We start from the raw sequence: 22850 nt of genomic DNA, 5'->3' as shown, positions 1-22850 counted from the left end.
GATAAAACGTAGAAATCATTTTATTTTAATTCAAAAGTTAATAAATTGTAGTAAAAAGATTTCTTATATTCGCTTGAATAAAAGAAACTTATTTCACAAAGACAAGTAAAAAAGTTGTTTGATGCCATTTTATAGCTGATATTAACGAGTTGTGCTTCACTTTCGAGTAACAGAAACGCAAAACAAAACAGAAAAAATTAGATTAAAAAATGAGTAAATTTATTACGGGTTTGGAACTCGAAGAAACCATATCTAAAATTATCTGGGAAACAAAAGAAACACTTTTAATTGTTTCTCCATTTATAAAACTAGATGATTATTTTAAAAAATTATTTGACAATCATTTAAACAATCCTAAAATACACATTTTAATTGTTTTTGGAAAAAATGAAAATAATATAAGCCGAAGTCTAAGTAAAAATGATTTTGAATATTTTAAAAAATTCCTAAATATTAGTATCATTTATGTTCCAAATTTACACGCAAAATATTATGGAAATGAAAAAAAAGGTGTAATTACATCAGTTAATCTTTATGATTACTCATTTAAAAACAATATTGAATTTGGTATCTATTCAGAACTTAATATCGTAAACAAAATAACAAACAAAACTGAAAAAGATGCTTGGGAAACTTGTTGGAAAATTGCAGAAGAAAATGAAGCCGTATTTGTAAAAAGACCTGTATATCAAAAGAAATTATTAAGTTTAATATTGGGGAAAAATTATGTAAAATCAGACATTTTACTTGACACAACAGATAAATTTTATTCCGGATTTGGAAATAACAATCGAAATGCAATCAAAACAATTTTAGATTATAAATCTGAATTACATTTGGCTTCTGAGGAAATAGAAATTCCAACAAGAAGAGAAATTGAAAAACCAACTAATGGATTTTGTATTAGAACTGGTCAAAAAATAACTTTTAATCCTAAAATGCCTTTTTGTGATTATTCATACCAAAGTTGGAAAAGTTTTTCAAATTATGATTATAAAGAAAATTATTGCCATAGAACTGGAAAAGAATCATTTGGAAAAACATCAATGAGAAAACCAATATTATAAATAAAAAAGAGAAGGCACAACAGCTACTACAACGGATTTTGGCGATTGGGTTAATGGAAAAATGGATTTGCATTTGGGATGATTTGGCAAATCCGAAAACAAGGCTTAATCTAATTCTAAAATCACTGATTACCAGAACGTTATTCGAGATTTTAAAACACAACCATATCAAATAATGAAAGATTTAAATATAGTAGATTTTGAAAGCAGATTTCCAGATCAAGAAACTGCGGTAGCATTCATCAATAAACTGCAATCTCTTGATTTAAGTCAATATGAAATTGATGACATTAACAATATGATTGATGATGTTTTCCATATGATACCATTTGGAATCGGGCATATTCCTAAAGGAACAAAATTATTTAGAGCTAGAAAAAATAATGAAAACCAAATTTTTTATAATGTTTCAGAGTTAGGGATAAACAAACCGGAAAACATAGTCGAATATGGTAGAGCAAACAAACCTCATGAACCAATCTTCTACTGTTCATCAAATGTAAAATTAGCATGTGCTGAAGTGTTACAGAGCCTGAAAAAATCAATCAATCCTAAAAAAGAAATTGGTTTAACTACCATAAGTGTTTGGGAAACGACTAAAGACTTAAACTTAGCGCCAGTTTATTACAGTAATTCTGTCGTTAATGTCAGAGAAGATATTAAAAAATATAAAGAAGGAAATAAAAATCACGTTAGAGAAAATAACATTATTGACTCAACAACATTAGATGTTAATGATTTAATTATGGAATTTTTTTGTGATGAATTCTCAAAAATTGATATAAGAACACACCATGATTATAAATTGAGTGCTTCCTATGTAAGTAGATTGAAACATGCAAATGGTTTAATTGCTCCACAACATTCTGACAAAAAATTTGACGGCTTAATTTACCCAAGTGTAGCAATGAAGTACACAGGAGATAATTATGTTTTATTTGAGGAAAATCTAAATGATAAAATTAAATTTGAAACAGCTATTCAAACACTCTGTTTGGATTTTGACTTTGAAAAGGCAGATTTTAAATCTTATTTTACATATGAGATAGAGAGTTGTGATGCAAATGGAAATTTAGTGTGGAGTAAAGAACCATGGAGGCCAAAATAAAACCTCACATAACAGCTACAACGGATTTTGGCAATCGGCTTACTGGAAACTTGTTTTTGTATTTGGGATTTATTTTGCAAATCCAAATAATGAGCTTAATTTAATCTTAACCCTACTATAGTAAAGTTGGGCGACAATTTGCAAAAAAACGAAGAATAGAAAAAATTAATGAGAGAAAAAATAAATAAAATACTGTTTCCTTTTAATGCTTTAATGACTGCGTTTGGATTTATTAATTTTGGAAAAGAGTTTAGTTCCAGGATTGATAAAATGGAGCGAATTTATTCTAAAAACTTTAGATTTTTTTAAAGTTATAAGAACCTTTTTTATATCCAGTAGTACGCTTTATTTCCATTTTTAACTTTGAAATGCAAGATTGGTTTAAAACATATTTCTTTTTAGGAATATTAAGTTATAATACATACAATTACTCATATAAAAAAATATGTGGCCATTTTAGTTCATCTTCAATTATAACTTTAATATTTGGACCACAGAGAATAAAAGTTTTTTTAATTATACTTTACAATTTATTCTTATGGTCTCTATATATAATCGTACTACTTACACACTACTATGAAAAAGGCTACCAACGACAACACAACGTCTATACATTAAAGGGAAAATATATTTTTTGGGTGTTTTTTTAATCATTTTAATTGTGTTTCTGAATTGAACTTATCTTACTTTTATTGATGAACTTTTAACTCAATAAAAAATAAAAAAATGGAAGACTTAATAAAACAGGTATTAGAAAAACACTTTACAGACTACAAAAATTATCATCTTTTAATTTTAATCGCTTTTACATTTGTCATTGCTTTACTTCAAGTAATTCAAACTTTAATCGTAACAAAAAAAGTTGAGAATTTTAAAAATGAATTGAAAAAATCCGAGATAAGATTTTCAAGATATAATGAATTACAAATTACCGCTTTAAGAAAAATATATCATCAGTTAGCAAATTTTCAACTTGTAAACAATCTTTTGTTTAACAATCAACCAAATCCAATTGGACACACAAAATTCAAGAATCGTATAAACGAGTGGATAAAAAATTATTTAGAATGTGCAAATGAATTAGCAAGAGAAAAAATATTATTACCAACAGAAATTAAAGAGTTGTTTTCTAAAACTATAAAAGATTTTGACGAAGTTAAGTCTATATTAATAAGTGAAAGAGAAGATTTAAACTATCTTGAAATGCAATATTCCGGAGATTGGAATTCAATGTATGAATTTGAAGAAAATGAACTTGGAACAATTACACAAAAATTAAATTTAATAAAAGAAAAGCCATCAATTAAAAATTCTGATAAGCATATTAGAAATTTAAGAGAAAAAATAGAAACCGTATTCCAAAAAATGGAATAATAAAAAAGCGATTGCCCAGCAGCCACTGCAACGGATTTGGGCAATTGGCTTAATAGGAGTTGGTTTTGTATTTGGGATGATTTGAGAAATCCGACATAGGCTTAATTTAGTCTAATAGCTCCCCGTAGAAACAGAATTTTATGGACAATTTTAAGATACATACGATAAAATGAACAATAACGAAAGAGACCGATTTGTAACATACATTGGACAGACTTATGACAATGTTCAAATTTGGGGGCAATACGAAAGAATGGTTGACTTTTTCTTTGAAGAATATTCAAGGACCAAGAGACGTTTTGACGAAATTGCACAACCTTTTCTATTTACAATTGCACACGCTATTGAATTGGCACTGAAAGAAAATATTAAGTTTTTTGAACAATACGTTACGTCAAAGCAACTTACTAAATTTGAGAATTGGACACATCTTTTAAAAAGCCACGACTTAGTAGCTTTATCAACTGAATTCAAAATATTTTTTTCAGATTTCACAAACAAGTTAAAGCCTCTAAAGAAGATAAAGACGAGTTCAATAAATATTTTAAAATTTTGGAAATACTGAATAAAATTTTAGAAAGAAATGCAGAGACATACAGATATTCTGAAAAATTAGACAATGTAGGCAAAACAGTTAAACCAAGTATAACATCAAACAAGAAAATTAATATTTTAGATGTTAAATCAATGTTTGACGATTTGAAAAATCTATTTATAGGTGCACCTAATGTAATGGGAATTTATACAGATTATATAGACTTTAAGAAAAATAATCTGGATTATTCAAAAGGAAAAGGTAAATTATATTGCCAACGCTTACATTATACCGAACACTTTCTTGAAAATGTAAAAGAAAGACTTACGAAAGATTTAAAAAGAGTAAACGACAATTTATGGTTAGACGCGAAGACGTACAATAATTATGAAATACAAGTTTGGAATAAAGAAATATACATAATACAAATTTAAACTGTTAGTAACACAGTTTCGTAGCCATTTGAAAATTTAGTGGGATTTTCAAACTAAAAACTATCCTAAAATAATTCCTTTTATCTGCTAATTAGCCTTCCAATCGGAAGGCTTTTTTATTTTTTTACATTTTTTTTATTTTTTTTCTCCTTGATTTTACTGGGGGTGCAACGGGGTACAACTGGGGTGCAACAAAAAGTTGTACTTGTAGCAGTTTGTTGTCTATTGTTTCTTTGCCCTGTAATGATGAAGATCCTCATTTGGAATTATTCCATCTATGGGGATTGTGAAAAACTAATGTAGAACGATAAAATGAGGAGCGTATGTTTACAAACATTTCATGGGGTAATTACATAGTTGTGGTTATCCTGCTATTGACAAGTTGGTATTTATTTGTTGGATTTCGATTTTATTTTGATGATCTCAAAGAAGTGATCTCAGGAAAACGGAAACTTCAATTCCGCAGATTAGGAGATCCAAATTACGGAGACTTTCAATCCGAAGAAAACGATCAGGAGACACCTGCACCTACTTTAAGCCAACCTACGTTTGGAGAATTTGACACCACCTTTCAGGATGTTGATGCGCTGGTGGCACGATTAAAAAGTTTTATCACTGATGCCGCAAAGAAAAAATTAGTCAAAAAAGAATTTACCTATTATCTGCAACTCCTCCTAAGAGAATATCCATCCGTAAAAGATTCTGCTTTTCGCTCTTCTGTGAGTGAACTGATTGTGACAGAGTGCAAAACACTTGACGCTGTATCTGTAACCCAAGCGGAAGCAGAAGGGTTATGGAACTAAAAAATCTAAAACAATATAACGGAGGAAATGCCCCTGTCCGTCCCGGCGCAGTATGGCATATGTAACAGGAAAGTGGCACTGCGACAGCGGCAACACCTCCGTTTTTTACCTGAATTTTTAAACTTTAAATAATATGTGATGAGAAAATGGAACTGGAATTTTAAAAAGTTTATATCCAAAAAAATGAATCGTATTGGTATTCTCCTGGCTCAAATCCTTTTTGTGATAAGTTACGAGACTTATGCCCAGGATGGACTTGCCGGAATCAATGAAGCTAACCAACAAGTGAGAAGCTATTTTGATGCAGGTACTGAACTGATGTATGCCGTTGGAGCCATACTAGGACTAATTGGAGCTGTTAAGGTCTATCAAAAATGGAATGCAGGTGATCCTGATACTGGAAAAGTTGCCGCCGCCTGGTTTGGTAGTTGTGTCTTTCTGGTAGTAGTGGCTACCGTAATCAAGTCCTTTTTTGGGATTTAAAACCAGTTGCCATGGAAAATCTACTCAAAGAAAAGTTATGGTTCTACATTATTCATAACAATCCCGATTTGATGTTTACCCTACAAGAAGAATATGGCGTATCAGATTATTTCAATCAAAAAATAAATAGTGTAAAGTCCATATTGGAAGATCTGTTCTCTGAGGTTACACCTCAATATATCATCGAAGAAATTTGTCTCAATGTACTGACGGACGATTTAAAACCTTCCCGATTTGTATATATCCGTACCCTACTTTCTGATGAGTTTGAGAAAACGTATACCACTTTTCAGGAATCAGGCATTCTCACTTATGAGGTAATCAACCTTATAGATAGTTGCAAACCAGTTTTTGAAACTATCGGTTTTACAAGAGAAAATGAAGAAGATCCTACTTTGAGGAATGCCCTTATTGGTCAGATTGCTGACTATCTGAGTTGCCCTATTTATAGCACTATGTAGTATGAAAAGAAGTAATTATGGTGTACAATCTATCCCAAAAACTAAGTACCAATATCGAGGCAATTATCATTGCAATGCAATGGCAGCAAGGTGATATTTTATCGGAAGAAGCTATTGCGACACTTAAGGCATACGCTGGCTTTGGAGGTATCAAAGCTGTATTATACCCTAATGGTACTGCCGAAGATTGGATTAAATCGGGAGCTACTAACGAAGATTTGAAACTACATTCAGAGATGATTCGTCTGCACGAATTATTACAGGAACACAATTCTGAAAAGGATTATAATGGGATTGTTTCTTCGCTACGCAACAGTGTACTAACGGCATTTTACACTCCAGAGATTGTACCCAAAACCCTGTACACTGTTTTGCAAGAACAAGGTATTAGTCCCAAAAGATTATACGAACCATCAGCAGGTTCAGGTATTTTTATCACTGAAGCAGACAAGACTTTTCCAAATTTGGAACAAATTACTGCTGTCGAAAAAGACAGATTGAGCGGTTTGCTTCTTTCGGTATTAAACAGTACGCTGACAACAAAAAGTACCACTCATATCATAGGATTTGAGGAAGCACCCACAAATGATAATGGCAGTTATGATCTTGTAGTGAGCAATATTCCCTTTGGTAATTTTTCAGTTTATGATGCAGCCTATCCTGATAAAGCAATTTCAGGAAAAATTCATAATTATTTCTTTGCAAAAGGACTGGATAAGCTCGCTAATGGTGGTCTTATGGCTTACATCACAACAGACGGTTTTTTAAATAGTCCTTCGAATCAGAGTGTACGGGAGTATCTTTTCCAAAATGCAGATTTTATGAGTGTGGCTGTCATGCCTGATAACCTGATGAAAGAAACTGGTAATACAGATGCGCCAAATCATTTACTTATTGTTCAGAAAAATGAACACAAAGAAACATTGTCTTACAATGAAAAAGAGCTGCTACAGACTGTTGAACTGGAAAATGAGTTTGGAAAATACAATGCCAATAAATACCAGCACAATCGACCAGAACTCATAATTGGAGATGAATTGTTCGCCGGTAAAAATCAATATGGACAGGCGCATCAAAGTGTCAGACAAAGTGGTGACATTAATTCTATTGCAAATCCTCTGGCACAAAATATTACTAGTGGGCTAAAAAATAATTTCAGTTTAGAGCGTTTTGTGTTGTCTCAAAAATCAGGTATTGTTCAGCAACCTGAAATATCCGGAAAAAAATTCACCTACTTACCTATGCCAGAAAGTATAGCAAGTGGTATCTCCGTTCAGCTTGGATTGTTCGATACAGTACCAGCAGAGAATATTAACCGTGCGATGGATTATATCAATCCGCTCGATGAAACTGTAGTAGATAAAAAAACGGCAAGAATACTCAGTACAATCCGCACACAAGATAATCCATCACATGAAAATGCGGTACTTATTACCGCCAAACAAAACAAGTCCAATCGGTACTTCTATAAATTATATTCTAATGTAAAAGAAATTGATGGTTTTTCAGCCAATTGGATGAATGGCGGATTATTGCCTCACGAACTGTTGGCGCTGTCCAATACTCTTCAGCAATATGACCACGCCTATGTATATGAAGGAGATAGAACACTTGAACCTGCTTTTAACCTTGAAAAAAGACTTTATGAAGAAGTTGCTTCATTCAAACCTTTCTATAAAGAAGGAACATTGGTTAGGCTTGGAGAAGCTATAGGAATTATAAGTGACATCAACAGCGAGCACAAACAAGCTTTTTTCCAACCTTTAGTATTACAAAGCAATCTAAAATTTTACGATTCCTATATCACTATTCGGGATAATTATTTAGAGCTATTTGAAAATGAACAGTCAGGTCAAGCTGCAAGTAAGGAAATCCGGGAAAATCTGGATAAGCACTATACAAAGTTTGTTTCTCACTATGGTATTTTGAACAGCGCTGAGAATCGCAGGCTAATCATGCAGGATTCCGCTTTTGGATTTACTGTACTGTCTTCACTGGAACGCAAAGAAGGGGAACGATATGTGAAGTCCGATATCCTAAGTGAATCTGTAGTAAAACAACAGGAACGTTATTACACAGATGATCCAATTGAAGCATTAGCCCGCAGTCTGAATGAAAAAGGAGTTGTCGATTTAGGATTTATAACTGCTGCAACCGGGCTTGAAGAAAACGAGGCAATAGAAAGTTTAAACCATCATATTTATCTCAACCCGATACACCAAGATTGGGAAACCTCAGATTTGTATCTAAGTGGTAATGTTGTGGAAAAATGGCAGCAGGCTAAACAGGCAGTACAACAGTATCCTGAAAATACACAGTATTATAAAGGAATGCAGGCACTGGAAAAGGTACAGCCTGAGCGTATCCCTTTTGAATTACTAGATTTTAATCTTGGCGAACGATGGATACCGATGCATTACTATGAAAATTTTGCAGGGCAGCTATTCGATCAGACAACTGAAATTAGTTATTTCCCTTCGCTGGATACCTTTAAAGTGAGCGCAGGACATAATACCAAAATCGACAGGGAATTTGCTGTAACTCCAAAAAGTGGAAGAACCACTTATGGTTATACCATATTAGAACATGCACTTGAAAACACGGCTCCGTTTTTTACTTATGAAGTAGATGGACCGGCAGGCAAACCTATACGGTTGCCCGACAATGAAGCCATTCAATTAGCACATCAAAAAATCGAGAACATCCGTAATGGATTTATTGAATGGTTGCAGGAATTACCCGTGAGTGAAAAGAATGAATTGGAAAGTCTCTATAACAATACGTTCAACTGTTATGTATTACGTGAGTATGACGGAAGTCATTTGAGTTTTCCGGGTTTGGATAAAAAGGCTCTTGAAATCGAAGATTTATACAGTTCTCAAAAAAATGCTGCCTGGCGTATCATTCAGAACCGTGGCGCTTTAATCGATCATGAAGTTGGACTCGGCAAAACACTAACCATGATTGTGGCTGCCAATGAAATGAAACGATTGGGAATTATCCACAAACCTGCAATACTGGCACTGCATGCCAATGTTGACCAAATTGCAACGACCTATCGCAAGGCCTATCCGAATGCTCGAATACTAGCTCCCGGCGAAAATGATTTTACTCCTGCTAAAAGAATGAGACTTTTCCATGAAATCAAAAACAACAATTGGGATTGCATCATTTTAACGCACGATCAATTTGGCAAAATTCCACAATCTGCCGAAATCCAAAAAGAGATTTTACAAAATGAGCTTGACAATGTAGAAAGGGATCTTGATACGGCAAAAGATTTGGGAGGTGATATCTCTAAAAAAATATTAAAAGGTCTTGAGATACGAAAAAATAATCTCGATGGTAAGCTAAAAAAGGTACTGAGTGACATAGAAGATAAAAAAGACAGTGGAATTAACTTTAGAGAAATGGGTATCGATCATTTGTTTGTAGATGAGTCACATAAATTCAAGAATCTAACCTTTACTACCCGTCATGATCGTGTTGCCGGAATTGGAAATATGCAAGGAAGCCAAAAGGCACTTAATATGTTATTTGCTGTACGCACCCTTCAAGAGAAATTTGATTCAGATCTGTGTGTGACCTTTCTTTCTGGCACCCCTATTTCCAATAGCCTAACCGAAATGTATTTGCTTTTCAAATACCTGCGTCCAAAAGAAATGGAACGCCAGCGTATTGAAAATTTTGACGGCTGGGCATCTGTTTTTGCCAGAAAGACGACCGATTTTGAATTTTCGGTCACCAATGAAATTATTGCCAAAGAGCGTTTTCGTCATTTTATTAAAGTTCCGGAACTAGCATTATTCTATAATGAAATTACCGATTATAAAACCGCAAAACATATTGATCTGGACAAACCTGAAATTGAGGAACAACTTGTCAATATTAGCCCTACGCCCCAGCAAAGTGAGTTTATTATCAAACTCATGCAGTTTGCGAAAACCGGTAATGCGACACTTATCGGAAGAGCACCTCTCACCAGAGAGGAAGATCGCGGAAGAATGTTGATAGCCACTAATTACGCTAAAAAAATGGCTGCTGATATGAGACTCATAGATGAAGGGTACGCAGATCATCCCGATAATAAAGTCAATACATGCGCCCGAAATGTGGCTGAAATGTACCATGCTTCGGTTATACACAAAGGGACACAGATTGTCTTTTCAGATATCGGGACTCCTAAACCAGATGCCTTCAATATGTACGATGCCCTTAAAGATAAACTGGTAGCAGATTTTAATATTCCTGCCCATGAAATCACCTATATCCACGATTGGACGGATAAAAAGAAAGCACAACTATTTTACAAAATGAATACTGGTGAAATACGCATTCTGTTAGGTAGCACCGAAAAAGCAGGCACTGGACTGAATGTACAAAAACGTGTTGTTGCCATGCATCATTTGGATATTCCATGGAGACCGTCAGATCTGGGACAGCGCAATGGCCGAGGTGGCAGACAAGGTAACGAAGTTGCCAAACAGTATTATGATAATAAGGTAAAGAATTTCATCTACGCCACTGAGCAATCATTGGATAATTACAAGTTCAATCTGTTGAAGAACAAACAGACTTTTATCAGTCAGATGAAAAATTGTGAACTGAATGTAAGATCTATTGATGAGGGCGCAATGGATGAGCAAAGCGGAATGAATTTTTCGGAATATATCGCAGTTCTCTCAGGAGATACTTCTTTACTGGAAAAATCAAAACTGGAGAAAAAAGTTGCCGTGATGGAAAGCCTTAAAAAAGCACATTACAAAGAAATTTCAAGAACTAAATATCAGGTGGAATACTTACTGGAGGAAAAGATGGTCATTACCAAAACATTGGATAAGCTAACTGTTGATGATAGCTTGTACAAAAAGAATCTGAAATATGAACCTGATGGCTCTAAAGCGAATCCCATACAGTTATATGATTGTAAAGCATCCGATTCTGAGAATATCGGTAAACAAATTATCGAACTCTATAAACACTGGAAACCTCCTGAAGGAGAAAATGAGGCCAAGCAGATTGGGAAGTTATATGATTTTGGGCTTTATATAAAAAGAGAACGTGAAGCCTATCAAAATGATGGTTTGTATCAGTATCGCTATTCCAACAGCTTTTATGCGCAACGTTTGGAGGATGGTATTAAATACACATTCAATGGAGGAACTCCGAATGTGGACAATCCAAAACTAGCAGCCCGTCATTTTCTAAATGCTATTGACCGGGTGGAACATCTGAAGGAGAAATACCAAAAAACTTTAAGTGAGATTGAAAATCAGCTGCCGGAATTGCAAAAATTAATTGTAAAGTCTTTTAGTAAAGAACACGAGTTGCAGCAAATGAAAAGTGACCTATCGAGTTTGGAAAGAGAAATAGCCTTGAAAATTCAGGTGAACCAATTGAAAGAAGCAAATCCACAAGAGGTTAATATTAGTGATGAAACTACAGCAACTAATACAGTACCAGTAATTCAATTACCGATAAAGAGTAGTGAAGAATCCCAACATTTTGCAGTCTCAGAAAGAGAAAGTGATACCTGGCAGCAAAACTCTTTTTCTGAAATCAGACGAAGTAACAAGATGAAATTTTAAAACAAACACCATGTCAAATAGTGTCTATCAAATCAACAAAGGAATCAACCAAAGCATCGAGTTTAAGGGACTGAAGGCACAATATATCTGGTATTTGGGTGGGGGAGTAATTGCTTTAATGATACTGTTTGCGATTATGTATATAGCAGGTTTACCTTCATTTATCTGCATTGGAATAATTGGTGTTTCGGGAACATTATGGGTTTTAAAAATATACAAAATGAGCCATCAATACGGAGAATTTGGTATGATGAAAGCGCTAGCAAAACGACAAATTCCTAAAGCAGTGAAATCCCAGAGTAGAAAAATATTCATGAACTTTTCTAAAAACACACCAAATGAAAAATGAAATTTCAATAACTACCGGTTGCAAGTTTCACATTGATAGTAACGCTCAGGCTATAGTGGAAACAGCGAATCCAAGTAATACTATTCCTCTGGAAAGATTACCCACTCATGAGATTGAAGGAACAAGCTTTTATGTAGACATCAATAGTCAGGCATTAATCGAAACAACAAATCTTACCAATACGATTCCTTTCAGTGATATGAAAGATCACGGAACCCACTACTCTATGTGTTACCATTCTGAGTATAAAAATTTTCCATGCCAACTCGATTCAGTTGAAGATACTATCAATATCAACATACCGCCTTTGCTCATTTTAGATTCCGAAGGCATGGCAAAGAAGTATGGAGTTACTATAGAAAGTCTAAAAAACAAAACAGACTTAGAGTTTCTAAATCCCAATTATGAAGGTTTCATGGAACGGGTAGCTGGAATCCTTCCTCATATTGATATCGCAGGACAGGATTTTATCATAGATCTCAACTTAAAAGAACTGAGATTAGCGGAGGATGCTTTTGTGAAATTGGAATTCAAAGACTTTGAGATTGGTTCTTTTGATGGAGACTTTGCTTATCATTTTCTATATGACACCAAACTTCAAAAGCTAGTAGGCAATGAATCCTCAAAGGATGTTATCCGAGTAGAATTGCCTAATCTTTTATATCTGGATCCTGTTGGACTTGCAAGACGCAATGGCCATGAAGACTCAGCCTATATCAGGGACTATCCAATCGAGAAAAATTTGAAAGCGTCTACTTATACAAGCCCGCTAGATGTAAAAAAACATTCCAACAAACAAACTTTTGATAATGACATGACTCCCCCAAAAAGAGGAAAAAGACTCTAGATGATGGTTTGAATTAACAGGTAAATGATAGATGAAGATGGAAAAGATGATAGATGATATTTTACCGATTATGGATGTAGAGCACGATTGTATCCTGTCCAAACAAGGAGATGTAACGGTGGTATTCAAGGCAGAACTGCCTGAGATATTTACTTTGTCTGATCAGGAATACGAAGCGTTCCATCAAGCATGGCTTAAAGCCATAAAGTTGCTTCCTAAGTTTAGTGTGTTCCACAAACAAGACTGGTTTATAGACAGTAAGTTTGAGCCCGATTTCACAAGTGAAGACTCAAGTTTTTTAACCCGAAGCAGTGAGCGTTTTTTTAATGAACGTCCATTTCTGGATCATTCGTGTTATATTTTCCTGACCAAAAAACCAGCAGGTAGGAAAACCTCCAGTTCCTTATTCTCGAATTTACTGAGAACTTCCATTGTTCCGGAAGAAACATTAAAAACGCAATTACGTCAGGATTTTATTGATAGCACTGGACAATTCAGACGCATATTGGAAGACAGTGGTTTTGTGAAACTAACTCGTCTGGGAAATGATGACCTTCGAAGCCACAGTAGAAAGATTGGGATTATAGAAAAGTATTGTTTCCTTTCTGAAAAGGAAAATTCATTTGTATTTAAGGATATTGCTTTCGATGATGGTTTGCAGGTTGGAGACAAGCATTGCCAAATTTATTCTTTAGGTGATGCTGCCGACCTGCCTGCTCTATGTGGTTCTAGAATTAACTACGACCGCTATTCTACCGATAAGACCAAGTTCAGCATCGGATTTGCTTCCACACTTGGTCAATTATTATCCTGCAACCACATTTACAACCAGTACATTTTTATAGAGGATTTCCAGAAAACCCTGCAGAAACTAGAGAGTAAAAGACTGCGTTTACAATCCTTATCAGCCTACAGCAGAGAGAACCTTATTGCGCGTGATGCCACTAATGATTTTCTTAATGAAGCTATCGGTCAGCAACGCCTTCCTGCAAAAGCCCATTTTAATGTATTGATTTGGACAGATAACAAAGAAGAACTCAAAGACCTGAAGAATAAAGTTTTTTCAGCACTGGCTCAGATGGATGCAGCTGCTAAACAAGAAACTGTGGGAGCAGCTCAGATTTTTTGGGCAGGTATTCCTGGGAATTCCGCAGATTTCCCAATGAACGACACCTTCGATACCTTCATAGAACAAGCTGTCTGCTTTTTGAATTTAGAAACTGGTTATCGCTCTTCTCTTAGTCCAATTGGAATTCGTTTGGGAGATCGTTTGACAGGAAAGCCTGTTCATGTAGATATTAGTGATGAACCTGTAAAAATGGGGATTTGTACCAATCGGAACAAATTTATACTGGGGCCATCAGGAAGTGGTAAATCCTTTTTCACCAACCATATGGTGAGAAGTTACTACGAACAAGGAACTCATGTTGTATTGGTTGATGTGGGGCACAGTTACAAAGGATTATGTGATATGGTGGGTGGATATTATTTTACTTATGATGAAAAGAATCCAATTCGATTCAACCCATTTTATATCAGTGATGGTGATATACTGGATACTGAAAAAAAAGAAAGCATTAAAACATTATTACTAGCTCTTTGGAAAAAAGACAATGAAACTTTCAATCGAAGTGAGTATGTAGCATTATCCAATGCACTTCAATTGTACTACGAAAAGTTAGATGGTAATTCCGTTTTATTTCCCTGTTTTGACAGCTTTTACGAATTTCTAAAAGATGATTTTGTAACCATATTGGAGGGTGATAAAGTAAAAGAAAAGGATTTTGATGTGAACAATTTCCTGTATGTCTTACGTCCGTATTACAAAGGAGGTGAATTTGATTACCTGCTCAATGCTACCGAGAATCTGGATCTATTGAAAGAACGTTTTATTGTTTTTGAACTCGATAATATCAAAGACCATCCAATACTCTTTCCAGTAGTGACTATCATCATCATGGAAGTATTCATAAGCAAGATGCGTAAACTAAAAGGCATTCGAAAAATGATACTTATTGAAGAAGCATGGAAGGCTATAGCCAAAGAAGGTATGGCGGAATACATTAAGTATTTGTTTAAGACCGTTCGTAAATTCTTTGGTGAAGCCATTATAGTCACTCAGGAAGTAGAGGATATTATCTCTTCTCCGGTAGTCAAGCAAGCGATTATTAATAATAGTGATTGCAAGATATTACTGGATCAGAGCAAGTACCAAAATAAGTTCGAGCAAATACAAGAATTACTTGGACTTACCGAAAAAGAGAAAGCACTGGTACTCTCAGTAAACAAAGCCAATGCCCCTTATAAAAAATACAAAGAAGTGTTTATCTCACTTGGGGGCATGCAATCGAAAGTCTACCGCACTGAAGTATCGCTGGAAGAATATCTCGCCTATACCACCGAAGAAACCGAAAAAGTAAAAGTACAAGCGTATGCCAAAAAGTTTGATGGTGACATCCGAAAAGGTATTGCTGCACTTGCTATTGATTTGAGAAATGGAAACTAAACAATACTAATTATGAAAGCAAAAAAGAAAATTACAATCTGCCTCTTGTGCTTTTTACTGATAAGCACTCCTACCCGACCAGCAGAAAGAGTCGCGGCAATACCAATTTTAGAAATGGTAAAAGCAGTTGCGAAAAAGGTAATTAAGGCTATTGACCTTAGGATACAAAAACTGCAAAACAAAACCATCTGGCTTCAGAATGCGCAGAAGAAAATAGAAAATATTTTATCCAAACTAAAACTGGATGAGATTTCCGATTGGACCCAGAAACAAAAAGACCTCTACAAAGAGTATTATGAAGAGCTCGCAAAAGTCAAATCCATTATTACCTATTACCAGCGTATCAAAGATATTAGTCAAAAACAAATTCGATTAGTCGACGAATATGAAAGAGCATGGAACTTGTTTCAAAAAGATGCTCATTTTAATGCAAGCGAATTGGATTATATGCAAAGGGTTTATTCTGGGATATTAAATGAAAGTCTAAAAAATATCGACCAGATTTTCTTGGTATTGGATTCATTTACCACACAGATGAGTGATGCCAAGAGATTGGAAATTATAAATGCTGCTGCGGATCAAATCGAGACTAATTATAATGACCTGACACTCTTCAACAGACAGAATATAATGCTGAGTCTTCAAAGGGTCAAAACACAGCATGATGTCAATTCGGTTAAGAAATTTTACGGAATTCCGTAATAAATCAAAAAATCATGAAAAAGATATTTTTTATGTTTCTCTTATTAGGATTCTTTAAGGGAAATATTCATGCACAGGCCAAACAACAAAGGATGCTTTTACAGCAAATAGCGGCACTTCAAACGTATATCGGATATGCTCAAAAAGGCTATTCGGTAGCCAAAAAAGGACTGGGTGCAATATCAGATTTTAAGCGTGGAGAATTTAATCTTCATGGTGATTATCTCACATCGCTCAAGCAGGTCAATCCAAAAATTAAAAAGTATGCAAGGGTAACTGAAATTATAGCTCTTCAGTTAAAAATCATAAAAAGCTACAAGAGCTTGTACAGGCAAATCCAACAGGATGATTTATTCCACGGCGATGAAGTTGATTATATCCAAAGGGTATTTGAAAGGTTGATTGAAAATTGTGATACCAATATGGATGAACTATTGATACTTATTTCGGACGGACAGTTAGAGTTGAAAGACGACGAGCGAATGAAACGCATTGATACTATCTACCAAAACATGCTCGATAACTACACTTTCTCTGAGGGTTTTGGTAATCAAACTAAACTGATGGCTTTATCAAAAACCAAGGAGTTGAAAGAAGCAAAAATCAGCCGTGCCTTGCGCGGCATAAACTGATATATCATGAAAAAAATACTGATTATAGGGATTGCATTTATTGTTTTACTACTCCCTTCCAAGCTAACGGCCCAAAAACAAGAAATCCAGCAATTGATTCTGAACATTGAGAAACTGAGCCAGTTCAAACAGATTCTAAAGGATATGAAAAAAGGCTATGAAATGCTTAGCGGTGGGTATAATACGGTGAAAGATTTATCCAAAGGAAATTTCAGTCTACATGAAACGTTCCTTGATGCGCTCATGCAAGTTAGTCCCACGGTCAGAAATTACAGGCGAATCGGAGATATTGTCACTTATCAGGTGCAATTGGTTAAAGAATACAAATCTGCCTTTGGTCGTTTTCGGGATAGTAAAAATTTCAATGCTGATGAAATCGCTTATCTCGAAAGAGTATATGATAATCTGTTTAAACAGAGCCTTAGAAATCTTGATGAACTTACTTCGGTAGTTACCGCAAATAAAATGCGGATGTCTGATGATGAGAGGTTAGCTTCCATTGACAAGATATATGCAGATATGCAAGACAAGCTTATGTTCCTAAGAAACTTCAACAACAATACTTCAGTACTGGCTTTGCAACGAGCCAAGGAGCGCAATGATGTAAATGCGATTCGCAACATGTTCATTAAATAACTAAATATTCACTCTTATGATAAAGATAAACAAGAAGACATTATTTGTTCTTCTGGGGATTTTATTACCCTTTATAAGCCAAGCGCAAGGAGTTGCAGACGAGATGAACAGTCTGCATAGTGTATTGGAACAGTTATACGATGAGATGATGCCTTTATGTAATAATCTACTGGGAGTTGGACAAGGTCTTGCCGGTTTTGCAGCTATTTGGTATATCGCCTCTCGAGTTTGGAGACATATTGCCAGCGCAGAACCTATAGACTTCTACCCTCTCTTTCGCCCATTTGTTATTGGATTTTGCATCATGATTTTTCCTTCAGTACTATACATGATTAATGGCGTGATGAAACCTACTGTTACCGCAACCGCTGCAATGGTGGAAGGATCGAACAAAGCTATTGAACGACTACTTAAAGAAAAAGAAGAAGCCCTTAAGAGCACTAATCCCTGGCAGATGTATGTTGGCTCCGATGGAAGTGGTGATCGCGACAAATGGTATAAATATACTCATGATGATGCCAATCCAGAGGGAGAGGGGAAATTTGCCAGTATTGGTAATGATATCCAATTTGCAATGAGTAAAGCCTCATATAATTTTAGAAATTCAGTAAAAGAATGGATGAGCGAAGTACTACGAGTTTTATTTGAAGCGGCTTCACTTTGCATCGATACACTTCGAACTTTTCAATTGGTAGTACTGTCTATCTTGGGGCCACTCGTTTTTGGCATATCCGTTTTTGATGGTTTTCAACATACGCTCACCGTCTGGCTGGCCCGTTACATCAATATTTACTTATGGCTCCCAGTAGCCAATATATTTGGAAGTATCATCGGAAAGATTCAAGAGAATATGCTAAAACTAGACATCTCGCAAGTAGGTGAACACGGTGATACTTTCTTTAGCAGAACCGATGTTGCGTATCTGGTATTTATGATAATTGGAATCGTAGGGTATTTCACTGTCCCTTCTGTTGCCAACTATATTGTTCATGCTGGCGGTGGTGGTGCTTTAGGGCAAAAAGTCACTAGTATCTTCAGCAATTCCACAACTTCCGTTATCAACACTACCTCCCAAGGAGCTGGTATGGCAGCAGATGCGATGGGTAATGCAGCTGGGAGAATGTACCAAAGCATGTCTGGTTCTGCTGGCTCATCTCCTTACTTTAAAGATAAGGATAACTATATGGGTAATAAATTAAAAGGCAATTCCTAACCTCTAAATAAAAATAGCATGTTTAGTAAAATGAAAAATATTGACACTGCCTTTCGCCATGTTCGTGGCTTTACAATACTGGTAATTGTTGGTTGCATTTTAATTAGTTGTTTCTCCCTTTACAAAAGTTTTTCCCTAGTATCTCAAATGCAGAACAAGGTTTACATACTGGCTAATGGAAAAGCATTAGAAGCCTATACTTCGGACCGAAAAGACAACATACCTATTGAGGCACGAGACCATGTAAAGACGTTTCACCAATTCTTCTTTACTCTTGATCCCGATGATAAAGTAATCAAAAGTAATGTTACCAAGGCACTTTATCTAGCTGATGACAGTGCCAAAAGGATCTACGATGATTTAAAAGAAAACGGCTATTACTCCGGTATCATATCAGGGAATGTCAGCCAGACGATAAAAATTGACAGTATAACCATTGACATCAATACCTATCCGTATGGGTTCCGATGTTATGCTACTCAAAATATCATCCGTACCACCAGCATTGCCCATCGGAACCTTATAACGGAAGGCAATCTTCGCAATGTATCGCGAAGTGACAACAATCCCCATGGTTTTTTAATCGAGCGATGGAATACCATTGAGAATCGGGATTTAGGCACTGAAAACAGAAAATAATAAACTACTGATTATGAGATTTTATTTTAGGAAAAACGATGCTAATGAAAGTATTAAAAACAGTCTTTGGCAAAAATTTGAGCAGGCAAATCTTCGATTGCAACATAAATGTGCACAATGGCTGGAGCGTAAAACAGCTCATTTCTCACGACTCAACTGGATTGTGATACTGTTCAGTTTTATAGTATTAACAGGAGGTTGTAGTATTTATTTGATTGCGAGTAGCTTTTCCGGAAATACAACTAAAAATATAACTGTAATTCCAATTACTAAACCAACTAATTCGGTTTCCTTAAAAGAAAAAGACATCGAGCTCAAAACAATTATTAGTAAAAAGGAATTTGAAAAAATTATTCATTTTCGAAGGTATATGGATAGTCTGGGGCGCAGTCCGACAGGAAAAAAAACGCATGATAGTATTGTACAATACCGCCAGGGACTTATGGACAGCCTATCAATACTAGAAAATTATTATTACTCACATTTTAAAAATTGATATCATGGAACAAAAAACAAAATCATTAAAGGAGTTAAAGCATCGTAAGATGCTCTTGGTATTACCTCTATTAGTCCTCCCATTTATAACGGCGATATTTTGGGCATTAGGCGGTGGAAAAATGGAAGCGGCCAACTTAGCAACACCACAAGAAAAAGGGTTTAATAGTAAACTGCCCAATGCAAATCTCAAAGAAGGACTTCCCTTAGATAAGATGAATTACTACGATATGGCAGCCCTTGATTCGGCAAAGTTAAATGAACTCATCAAGAAAGATCCTAACTATTTAAGTCAGTCTTTCCAGATTGACTCGACTGAAGATAGTAGTAATGTGAATTCTAAAAAAGGACAAACTGGATTAAATACATCAGCTTATCAGGATCCAAACGAAATAAAAATGCATCAAAAACTAGAAGCATTACAAAAAGCAATCAATGCGCCTGTAGCTGTTCCTACACAAAACAGGGATGTTAATAGGTATACAAAATCAAATGAGTCTTCCATGCATTCTAATGATGTAGACAGACTCGAACAAATGATGCAGTCCATGAATACTGGGCAGGATACTCCAGATCCAGAATTGCAACAACTCGGTGGAATGTTGGAAAATATATTAGATATCCAACATCCCGACAGATTACAGGAAAAATTAAGAAAAGCTTCCGAGGCTCAGCGAGGGCAAGTATTCTCTATTTCCATCAGAGAGCAAGAAGACCCTGTTTCCTCTTTACAAAACAAATCGGATAATACTAACCAGTCCAGACACAATAGGTTTTACTCCATAGATGAACCCGCAGTTAATGACTACTCGCAAAATGCGGTGGAAGCTGTCATCCATGAAACACAAACTATTGTAAATGGAGCTACAGTTAAGTTTCGACTCATGAATGACATTTTTATAAGCGGTATTAAAATACCAAAGGATAATTTCTTGTTTGGCGTAGCTTCCTTAAAAGGAGAACGACTAACCATCAAGATAAATAGTATTAGATACAACAACTCCTTATTCCCAGTGGATTTGTCGGTGTACGATATGGATGGACTTATTGGTATTTATATTCCGGGAGCTATTAATCGTGATGTTTCCAAAGCATCTGCTGACCGTTCTATGCAAACTCTGGGCGTTGCCTCATTAGACGACTCTTGGGGATCCCAAGCAGCTGGAGCTGGAATTGAAGCGGCTAAAAGTCTGTTGAGTAAAAAAGTAAAGATGATTAAAGTGATTGTAAAAGCAGGCTATCAAGTACTGCTTCGTGATGAAAAACAAAAAGATTCCAATTAAAAACTAAAAATATTGCTATGAAAAAATTTAATGTGTTAGTGATGGGGTATTTATTATTAATGACCATCGGTGTATTTGCACAACAAACAAGTAAAAACAACCTTTCTAAAATTGAGCCCGATTCTTTACTGATCGCGTACTCAAAAACGACCAATATTGTATTCCCTTTTGCTATTAAAAGCGTGGACAAAGGAAGTTCCGATATACTGGTACAAAAGGCAAAAGGTCTGGAAAACATTCTTCAAATCAAAGCAGCTCAAAAAGGATTTCTTCAGACCAATCTTACGGTAGTGACTGCTGACGCAAAATTGTATTCTTTCGTATTGAATTATGATGAGGAATCACCACAATTGAATCTCAGTTTGAATAAAACTAAATCCGAAGGACAGGAAATTTATTTTTCTGATGAAAACATAAATGATGAGGATGTTCAGGAATATTCCAAATTAGCTTTTTACGACAAGAAAAAACTGCGAGGTGAAAAAGAAAGCCAGTATGACATTGATTTTAGTCTCAACGGAATTTTTATTCGTGACGAAGTGATGTATTACAGGATAAAAGTAACAAACAACTCTAAAATCAATTATGATATTGACCAACTTCGTTTTTTTATTCGCGATACTAAAAAAATAAAACGAACAGCTTCACAGGAAATCGAAATCACTCCAATCTATATCTTGAACAATGTAGTTAAAATTGAAGGTGAAGCAGAAAACACCTTTGTATTTGCACTTCCAAAATTCACCATTCCAGAGAAAAAATTCTTATCCATACAGCTTATGGAGAAAAATGGCGGCAGGCACGTAGAACTACATGTAAAGAATACAAAACTGGTACAGGTTACTGTACTTCCCAAACTATAAAACATTTAATCATTTAAAGAATGAAATCATGAACGAGAAAAATTTTGAATACTTAAAAGAGCAGGTTAAGTACACCGGTTTCGGTGATGCACTTGAGTCTGAATTAAAAGAAAAATTACAGAAGGAAGAACCTAATTTTACTTTGACCCATCATGCTAAATATGGCAATGATACAGCTATAGCTACGTTGAATTTTAAAAAATCCGATCAAAGTGATATGTATTTTTTTAATTCTTATAAAGTAGAATTGCATAAAGAGAATTCCAAAGAAGCGTTGGAGCAAACCTTCTATATTAATAAAGGCAGCAACATCACCATGAAAGAAGCTTTTAATCTTATGGAAGGAAGATCCGTAAATAAGGATTTGACAAATAAAGAAGGTGAACTATACAATTCCTGGCTTCAAATTGACTTTAAACAAACTGAGACTAATGGAAATTTTAAACTAAATCAATACCATCAAAATTATGGTTATGATTTGGAAGCAACACTCACCAAGCATCCCATTAAAGAATTAGAAAATCCAAAGTATAAAGAAGATTTAATGGATTCTATGAAAAAAGGAAACCTGCAATCTGCTACTTTCTTAAAAGATGGTAATGAAGTTAAGCAGTACATTGAAGCTAATCCACAATTCAAAACTATCAATGTGTATGATGCTACAATGCAACGTATTGACAATCGTCATTCCAAAGAAGAAAAACAATCCGAAACCCAGCAAACTTCCGAAAAACAAGGTAGTAAAAAGCAAAACCAAACTACCGATGATGATGGACCAGAAGTACCAAAGGAAGCTAAGAGCAAAAGGAAAAGCCAATCCATGTAATCATGA

At 35.1% G+C, this 22850-nt stretch carries 21 protein-coding genes; all 21 read left to right on the top strand.

The features are described 5' to 3' along the window. Positions 1 to 209 precede the first annotated feature (209 nt). Complete coding sequence (locus tag LNQ49_RS18190; RefSeq protein ID WP_229990429.1) at positions 210 to 1067, top strand: phospholipase D family protein; 858 nt, start codon at positions 210 to 212, stop codon at positions 1065 to 1067. 175 nt (positions 1068 to 1242) lie between these two features. Continuing rightward, positions 1243 to 2175: an RES domain-containing protein gene (locus LNQ49_RS18185; protein ID WP_229990428.1), complete on the top strand. Its 933-nt coding sequence runs from the start codon at positions 1243 to 1245 to the stop codon at positions 2173 to 2175. A 726-nt stretch (positions 2176 to 2901) separates the two neighbouring features. Further along, positions 2902 to 3549, top strand: a complete 648-nt coding sequence (locus tag LNQ49_RS18180) for a hypothetical protein (protein ID WP_229990427.1) — start codon at positions 2902 to 2904, stop codon at positions 3547 to 3549. A 169-nt stretch (positions 3550 to 3718) separates the two neighbouring features. Next, the gene (locus LNQ49_RS18175; RefSeq protein WP_229990426.1) at positions 3719 to 4114 is read left to right on the top strand and encodes a hypothetical protein; all 396 of its coding nucleotides are present in this window, start codon (positions 3719 to 3721) and stop codon (positions 4112 to 4114) included. Then, the gene (locus LNQ49_RS18170) at positions 4102 to 4518 is read left to right on the top strand and encodes a hypothetical protein (RefSeq protein WP_229990425.1); all 417 of its coding nucleotides are present in this window, start codon (positions 4102 to 4104) and stop codon (positions 4516 to 4518) included. The genes LNQ49_RS18175 and LNQ49_RS18170 overlap by 13 nt, the downstream gene beginning before the upstream one ends. Before the next feature lie 323 nt (positions 4519 to 4841). Continuing rightward, the gene (locus LNQ49_RS18165) at positions 4842 to 5321 is read left to right on the top strand and encodes a hypothetical protein (protein WP_229990424.1); all 480 of its coding nucleotides are present in this window, start codon (positions 4842 to 4844) and stop codon (positions 5319 to 5321) included. Between the two features lie 138 nt (positions 5322 to 5459). Further along, entirely contained in the window at positions 5460 to 5804 is a 345-nt protein-coding gene (locus tag LNQ49_RS18160; protein WP_428978341.1) for a DUF4134 domain-containing protein, read from the top strand. Between the two features lie 11 nt (positions 5805 to 5815). Beyond that, a complete protein-coding gene (locus LNQ49_RS18155) occupies positions 5816 to 6265 on the top strand; it encodes a DUF1896 family protein (RefSeq protein ID WP_229990423.1) in 450 nt (149 codons plus the stop codon). A gap of 17 nt (positions 6266 to 6282) precedes the next feature. Then, positions 6283 to 11853, top strand: coding sequence for a helicase-related protein (locus tag LNQ49_RS18150; RefSeq protein WP_229990422.1), 5571 nt, complete (start codon positions 6283 to 6285; stop codon positions 11851 to 11853). 10 nt (positions 11854 to 11863) lie between these two features. Continuing rightward, positions 11864 to 12202 (top strand): DUF4133 domain-containing protein, encoded by a 339-nt coding sequence (locus LNQ49_RS18145; protein WP_229990421.1) that lies wholly within the window; start codon positions 11864 to 11866, stop codon positions 12200 to 12202. Continuing rightward, positions 12192 to 13049 carry a hypothetical protein gene (locus tag LNQ49_RS18140; protein ID WP_229990420.1) on the top strand — a complete coding sequence of 286 codons (858 nt, stop codon included), beginning with the start codon at positions 12192 to 12194 and terminating at the stop codon, positions 13047 to 13049. Before LNQ49_RS18145 ends, LNQ49_RS18140 begins: the two co-directional genes overlap by 11 nt. Positions 13050 to 13086: 37 nt before the next feature. Next, positions 13087 to 15555, top strand: a complete 2469-nt coding sequence (locus LNQ49_RS18135) for a TraG family conjugative transposon ATPase (protein WP_229990419.1) — start codon at positions 13087 to 13089, stop codon at positions 15553 to 15555. A 12-nt stretch (positions 15556 to 15567) separates the two neighbouring features. Further along, entirely contained in the window at positions 15568 to 16257 is a 690-nt protein-coding gene (locus LNQ49_RS18130) for a conjugal transfer protein TraI (protein ID WP_229990418.1), read from the top strand. Between the two features lie 14 nt (positions 16258 to 16271). Next, positions 16272 to 16889 (top strand): hypothetical protein, encoded by a 618-nt coding sequence (locus tag LNQ49_RS18125; RefSeq protein WP_229990417.1) that lies wholly within the window; start codon positions 16272 to 16274, stop codon positions 16887 to 16889. Positions 16890 to 16895: 6 nt separating this feature from the next. After that, positions 16896 to 17525 (top strand): TerB family tellurite resistance protein, encoded by a 630-nt coding sequence (locus LNQ49_RS18120; protein WP_229990416.1) that lies wholly within the window; start codon positions 16896 to 16898, stop codon positions 17523 to 17525. A 16-nt stretch (positions 17526 to 17541) separates the two neighbouring features. Beyond that, positions 17542 to 18738 carry a conjugative transposon protein TraJ gene (gene traJ, locus LNQ49_RS18115; RefSeq protein ID WP_229990415.1) on the top strand — a complete coding sequence of 399 codons (1197 nt, stop codon included), beginning with the start codon at positions 17542 to 17544 and terminating at the stop codon, positions 18736 to 18738. Positions 18739 to 18768: 30 nt separating this feature from the next. Then, positions 18769 to 19377, top strand: coding sequence for a conjugative transposon protein TraK (gene traK / locus LNQ49_RS18110; protein WP_229990414.1), 609 nt, complete (start codon positions 18769 to 18771; stop codon positions 19375 to 19377). Positions 19378 to 19390: 13 nt separating this feature from the next. Further along, entirely contained in the window at positions 19391 to 19873 is a 483-nt protein-coding gene (locus LNQ49_RS18105) for a hypothetical protein (RefSeq protein ID WP_229990413.1), read from the top strand. Positions 19874 to 19877: 4 nt separating this feature from the next. After that, on the top strand, positions 19878 to 21155 hold the full coding sequence (traM, locus tag LNQ49_RS18100) for a conjugative transposon protein TraM (RefSeq protein WP_229990412.1): 1278 nt from the start codon (positions 19878 to 19880) through the stop codon (positions 21153 to 21155). Positions 21156 to 21172: 17 nt separating this feature from the next. Next, positions 21173 to 22018 carry a conjugative transposon protein TraN gene (gene traN, locus LNQ49_RS18095; protein WP_229990411.1) on the top strand — a complete coding sequence of 282 codons (846 nt, stop codon included), beginning with the start codon at positions 21173 to 21175 and terminating at the stop codon, positions 22016 to 22018. A 28-nt stretch (positions 22019 to 22046) separates the two neighbouring features. Then, complete coding sequence (locus LNQ49_RS18090; protein WP_229990410.1) at positions 22047 to 22844, top strand: hypothetical protein; 798 nt, start codon at positions 22047 to 22049, stop codon at positions 22842 to 22844. Positions 22845 to 22850: the final 6 nt, after the last annotated feature.

This window comes from Flavobacterium pisciphilum (assembly GCF_020905345.1).
Lineage (GTDB): Bacteria > Bacteroidota > Bacteroidia > Flavobacteriales > Flavobacteriaceae > Flavobacterium > Flavobacterium pisciphilum.
Note: the sequence above shows the minus strand (reverse complement) of the source record. Positions and strands in the feature narration are given on the sequence as shown.

Excerpts from the sequence above, each read along its gene's own strand:
- LNQ49_RS18155 (WP_229990423.1), top strand. The coding sequence starts at position 5,816 with ATGGAAAATCTACTCAAAGAAAAGTTATGGTTCTACATTATTCATAAC.
- traJ (WP_229990415.1), top strand. The coding sequence starts at position 17,542 with ATGATAAAGATAAACAAGAAGACATTATTTGTTCTTCTGGGGATTTTA.
- LNQ49_RS18125 (WP_229990417.1), top strand. The coding sequence starts at position 16,272 with ATGAAAAAGATATTTTTTATGTTTCTCTTATTAGGATTCTTTAAGGGA.
- traK (WP_229990414.1), top strand. The coding sequence starts at position 18,769 with ATGAAAAATATTGACACTGCCTTTCGCCATGTTCGTGGCTTTACAATA.
- LNQ49_RS18160 (WP_428978341.1), top strand. The coding sequence starts at position 5,460 with ATGAGAAAATGGAACTGGAATTTTAAAAAGTTTATATCCAAAAAAATG.
- LNQ49_RS18140 (WP_229990420.1), top strand. The coding sequence starts at position 12,192 with ATGAAAAATGAAATTTCAATAACTACCGGTTGCAAGTTTCACATTGAT.
- LNQ49_RS18135 (WP_229990419.1), top strand. The coding sequence starts at position 13,087 with ATGGAAAAGATGATAGATGATATTTTACCGATTATGGATGTAGAGCAC.
- LNQ49_RS18105 (WP_229990413.1), top strand. The coding sequence starts at position 19,391 with ATGAGATTTTATTTTAGGAAAAACGATGCTAATGAAAGTATTAAAAAC.
- LNQ49_RS18175 (WP_229990426.1), top strand. The coding sequence starts at position 3,719 with ATGAACAATAACGAAAGAGACCGATTTGTAACATACATTGGACAGACT.
- LNQ49_RS18145 (WP_229990421.1), top strand. The coding sequence starts at position 11,864 with ATGTCAAATAGTGTCTATCAAATCAACAAAGGAATCAACCAAAGCATC.
- LNQ49_RS18130 (WP_229990418.1), top strand. The coding sequence starts at position 15,568 with ATGAAAGCAAAAAAGAAAATTACAATCTGCCTCTTGTGCTTTTTACTG.
- LNQ49_RS18180 (WP_229990427.1), top strand. The coding sequence starts at position 2,902 with ATGGAAGACTTAATAAAACAGGTATTAGAAAAACACTTTACAGACTAC.
- traM (WP_229990412.1), top strand. The coding sequence starts at position 19,878 with ATGGAACAAAAAACAAAATCATTAAAGGAGTTAAAGCATCGTAAGATG.
- LNQ49_RS18190 (WP_229990429.1), top strand. The coding sequence starts at position 210 with ATGAGTAAATTTATTACGGGTTTGGAACTCGAAGAAACCATATCTAAA.
- LNQ49_RS18165 (WP_229990424.1), top strand. The coding sequence starts at position 4,842 with ATGTTTACAAACATTTCATGGGGTAATTACATAGTTGTGGTTATCCTG.
- LNQ49_RS18185 (WP_229990428.1), top strand. The coding sequence starts at position 1,243 with ATGAAAGATTTAAATATAGTAGATTTTGAAAGCAGATTTCCAGATCAA.
- LNQ49_RS18090 (WP_229990410.1), top strand. The coding sequence starts at position 22,047 with ATGAACGAGAAAAATTTTGAATACTTAAAAGAGCAGGTTAAGTACACC.
- LNQ49_RS18150 (WP_229990422.1), top strand. The coding sequence starts at position 6,283 with ATGGTGTACAATCTATCCCAAAAACTAAGTACCAATATCGAGGCAATT.
- traN (WP_229990411.1), top strand. The coding sequence starts at position 21,173 with ATGAAAAAATTTAATGTGTTAGTGATGGGGTATTTATTATTAATGACC.
- LNQ49_RS18120 (WP_229990416.1), top strand. The coding sequence starts at position 16,896 with ATGAAAAAAATACTGATTATAGGGATTGCATTTATTGTTTTACTACTC.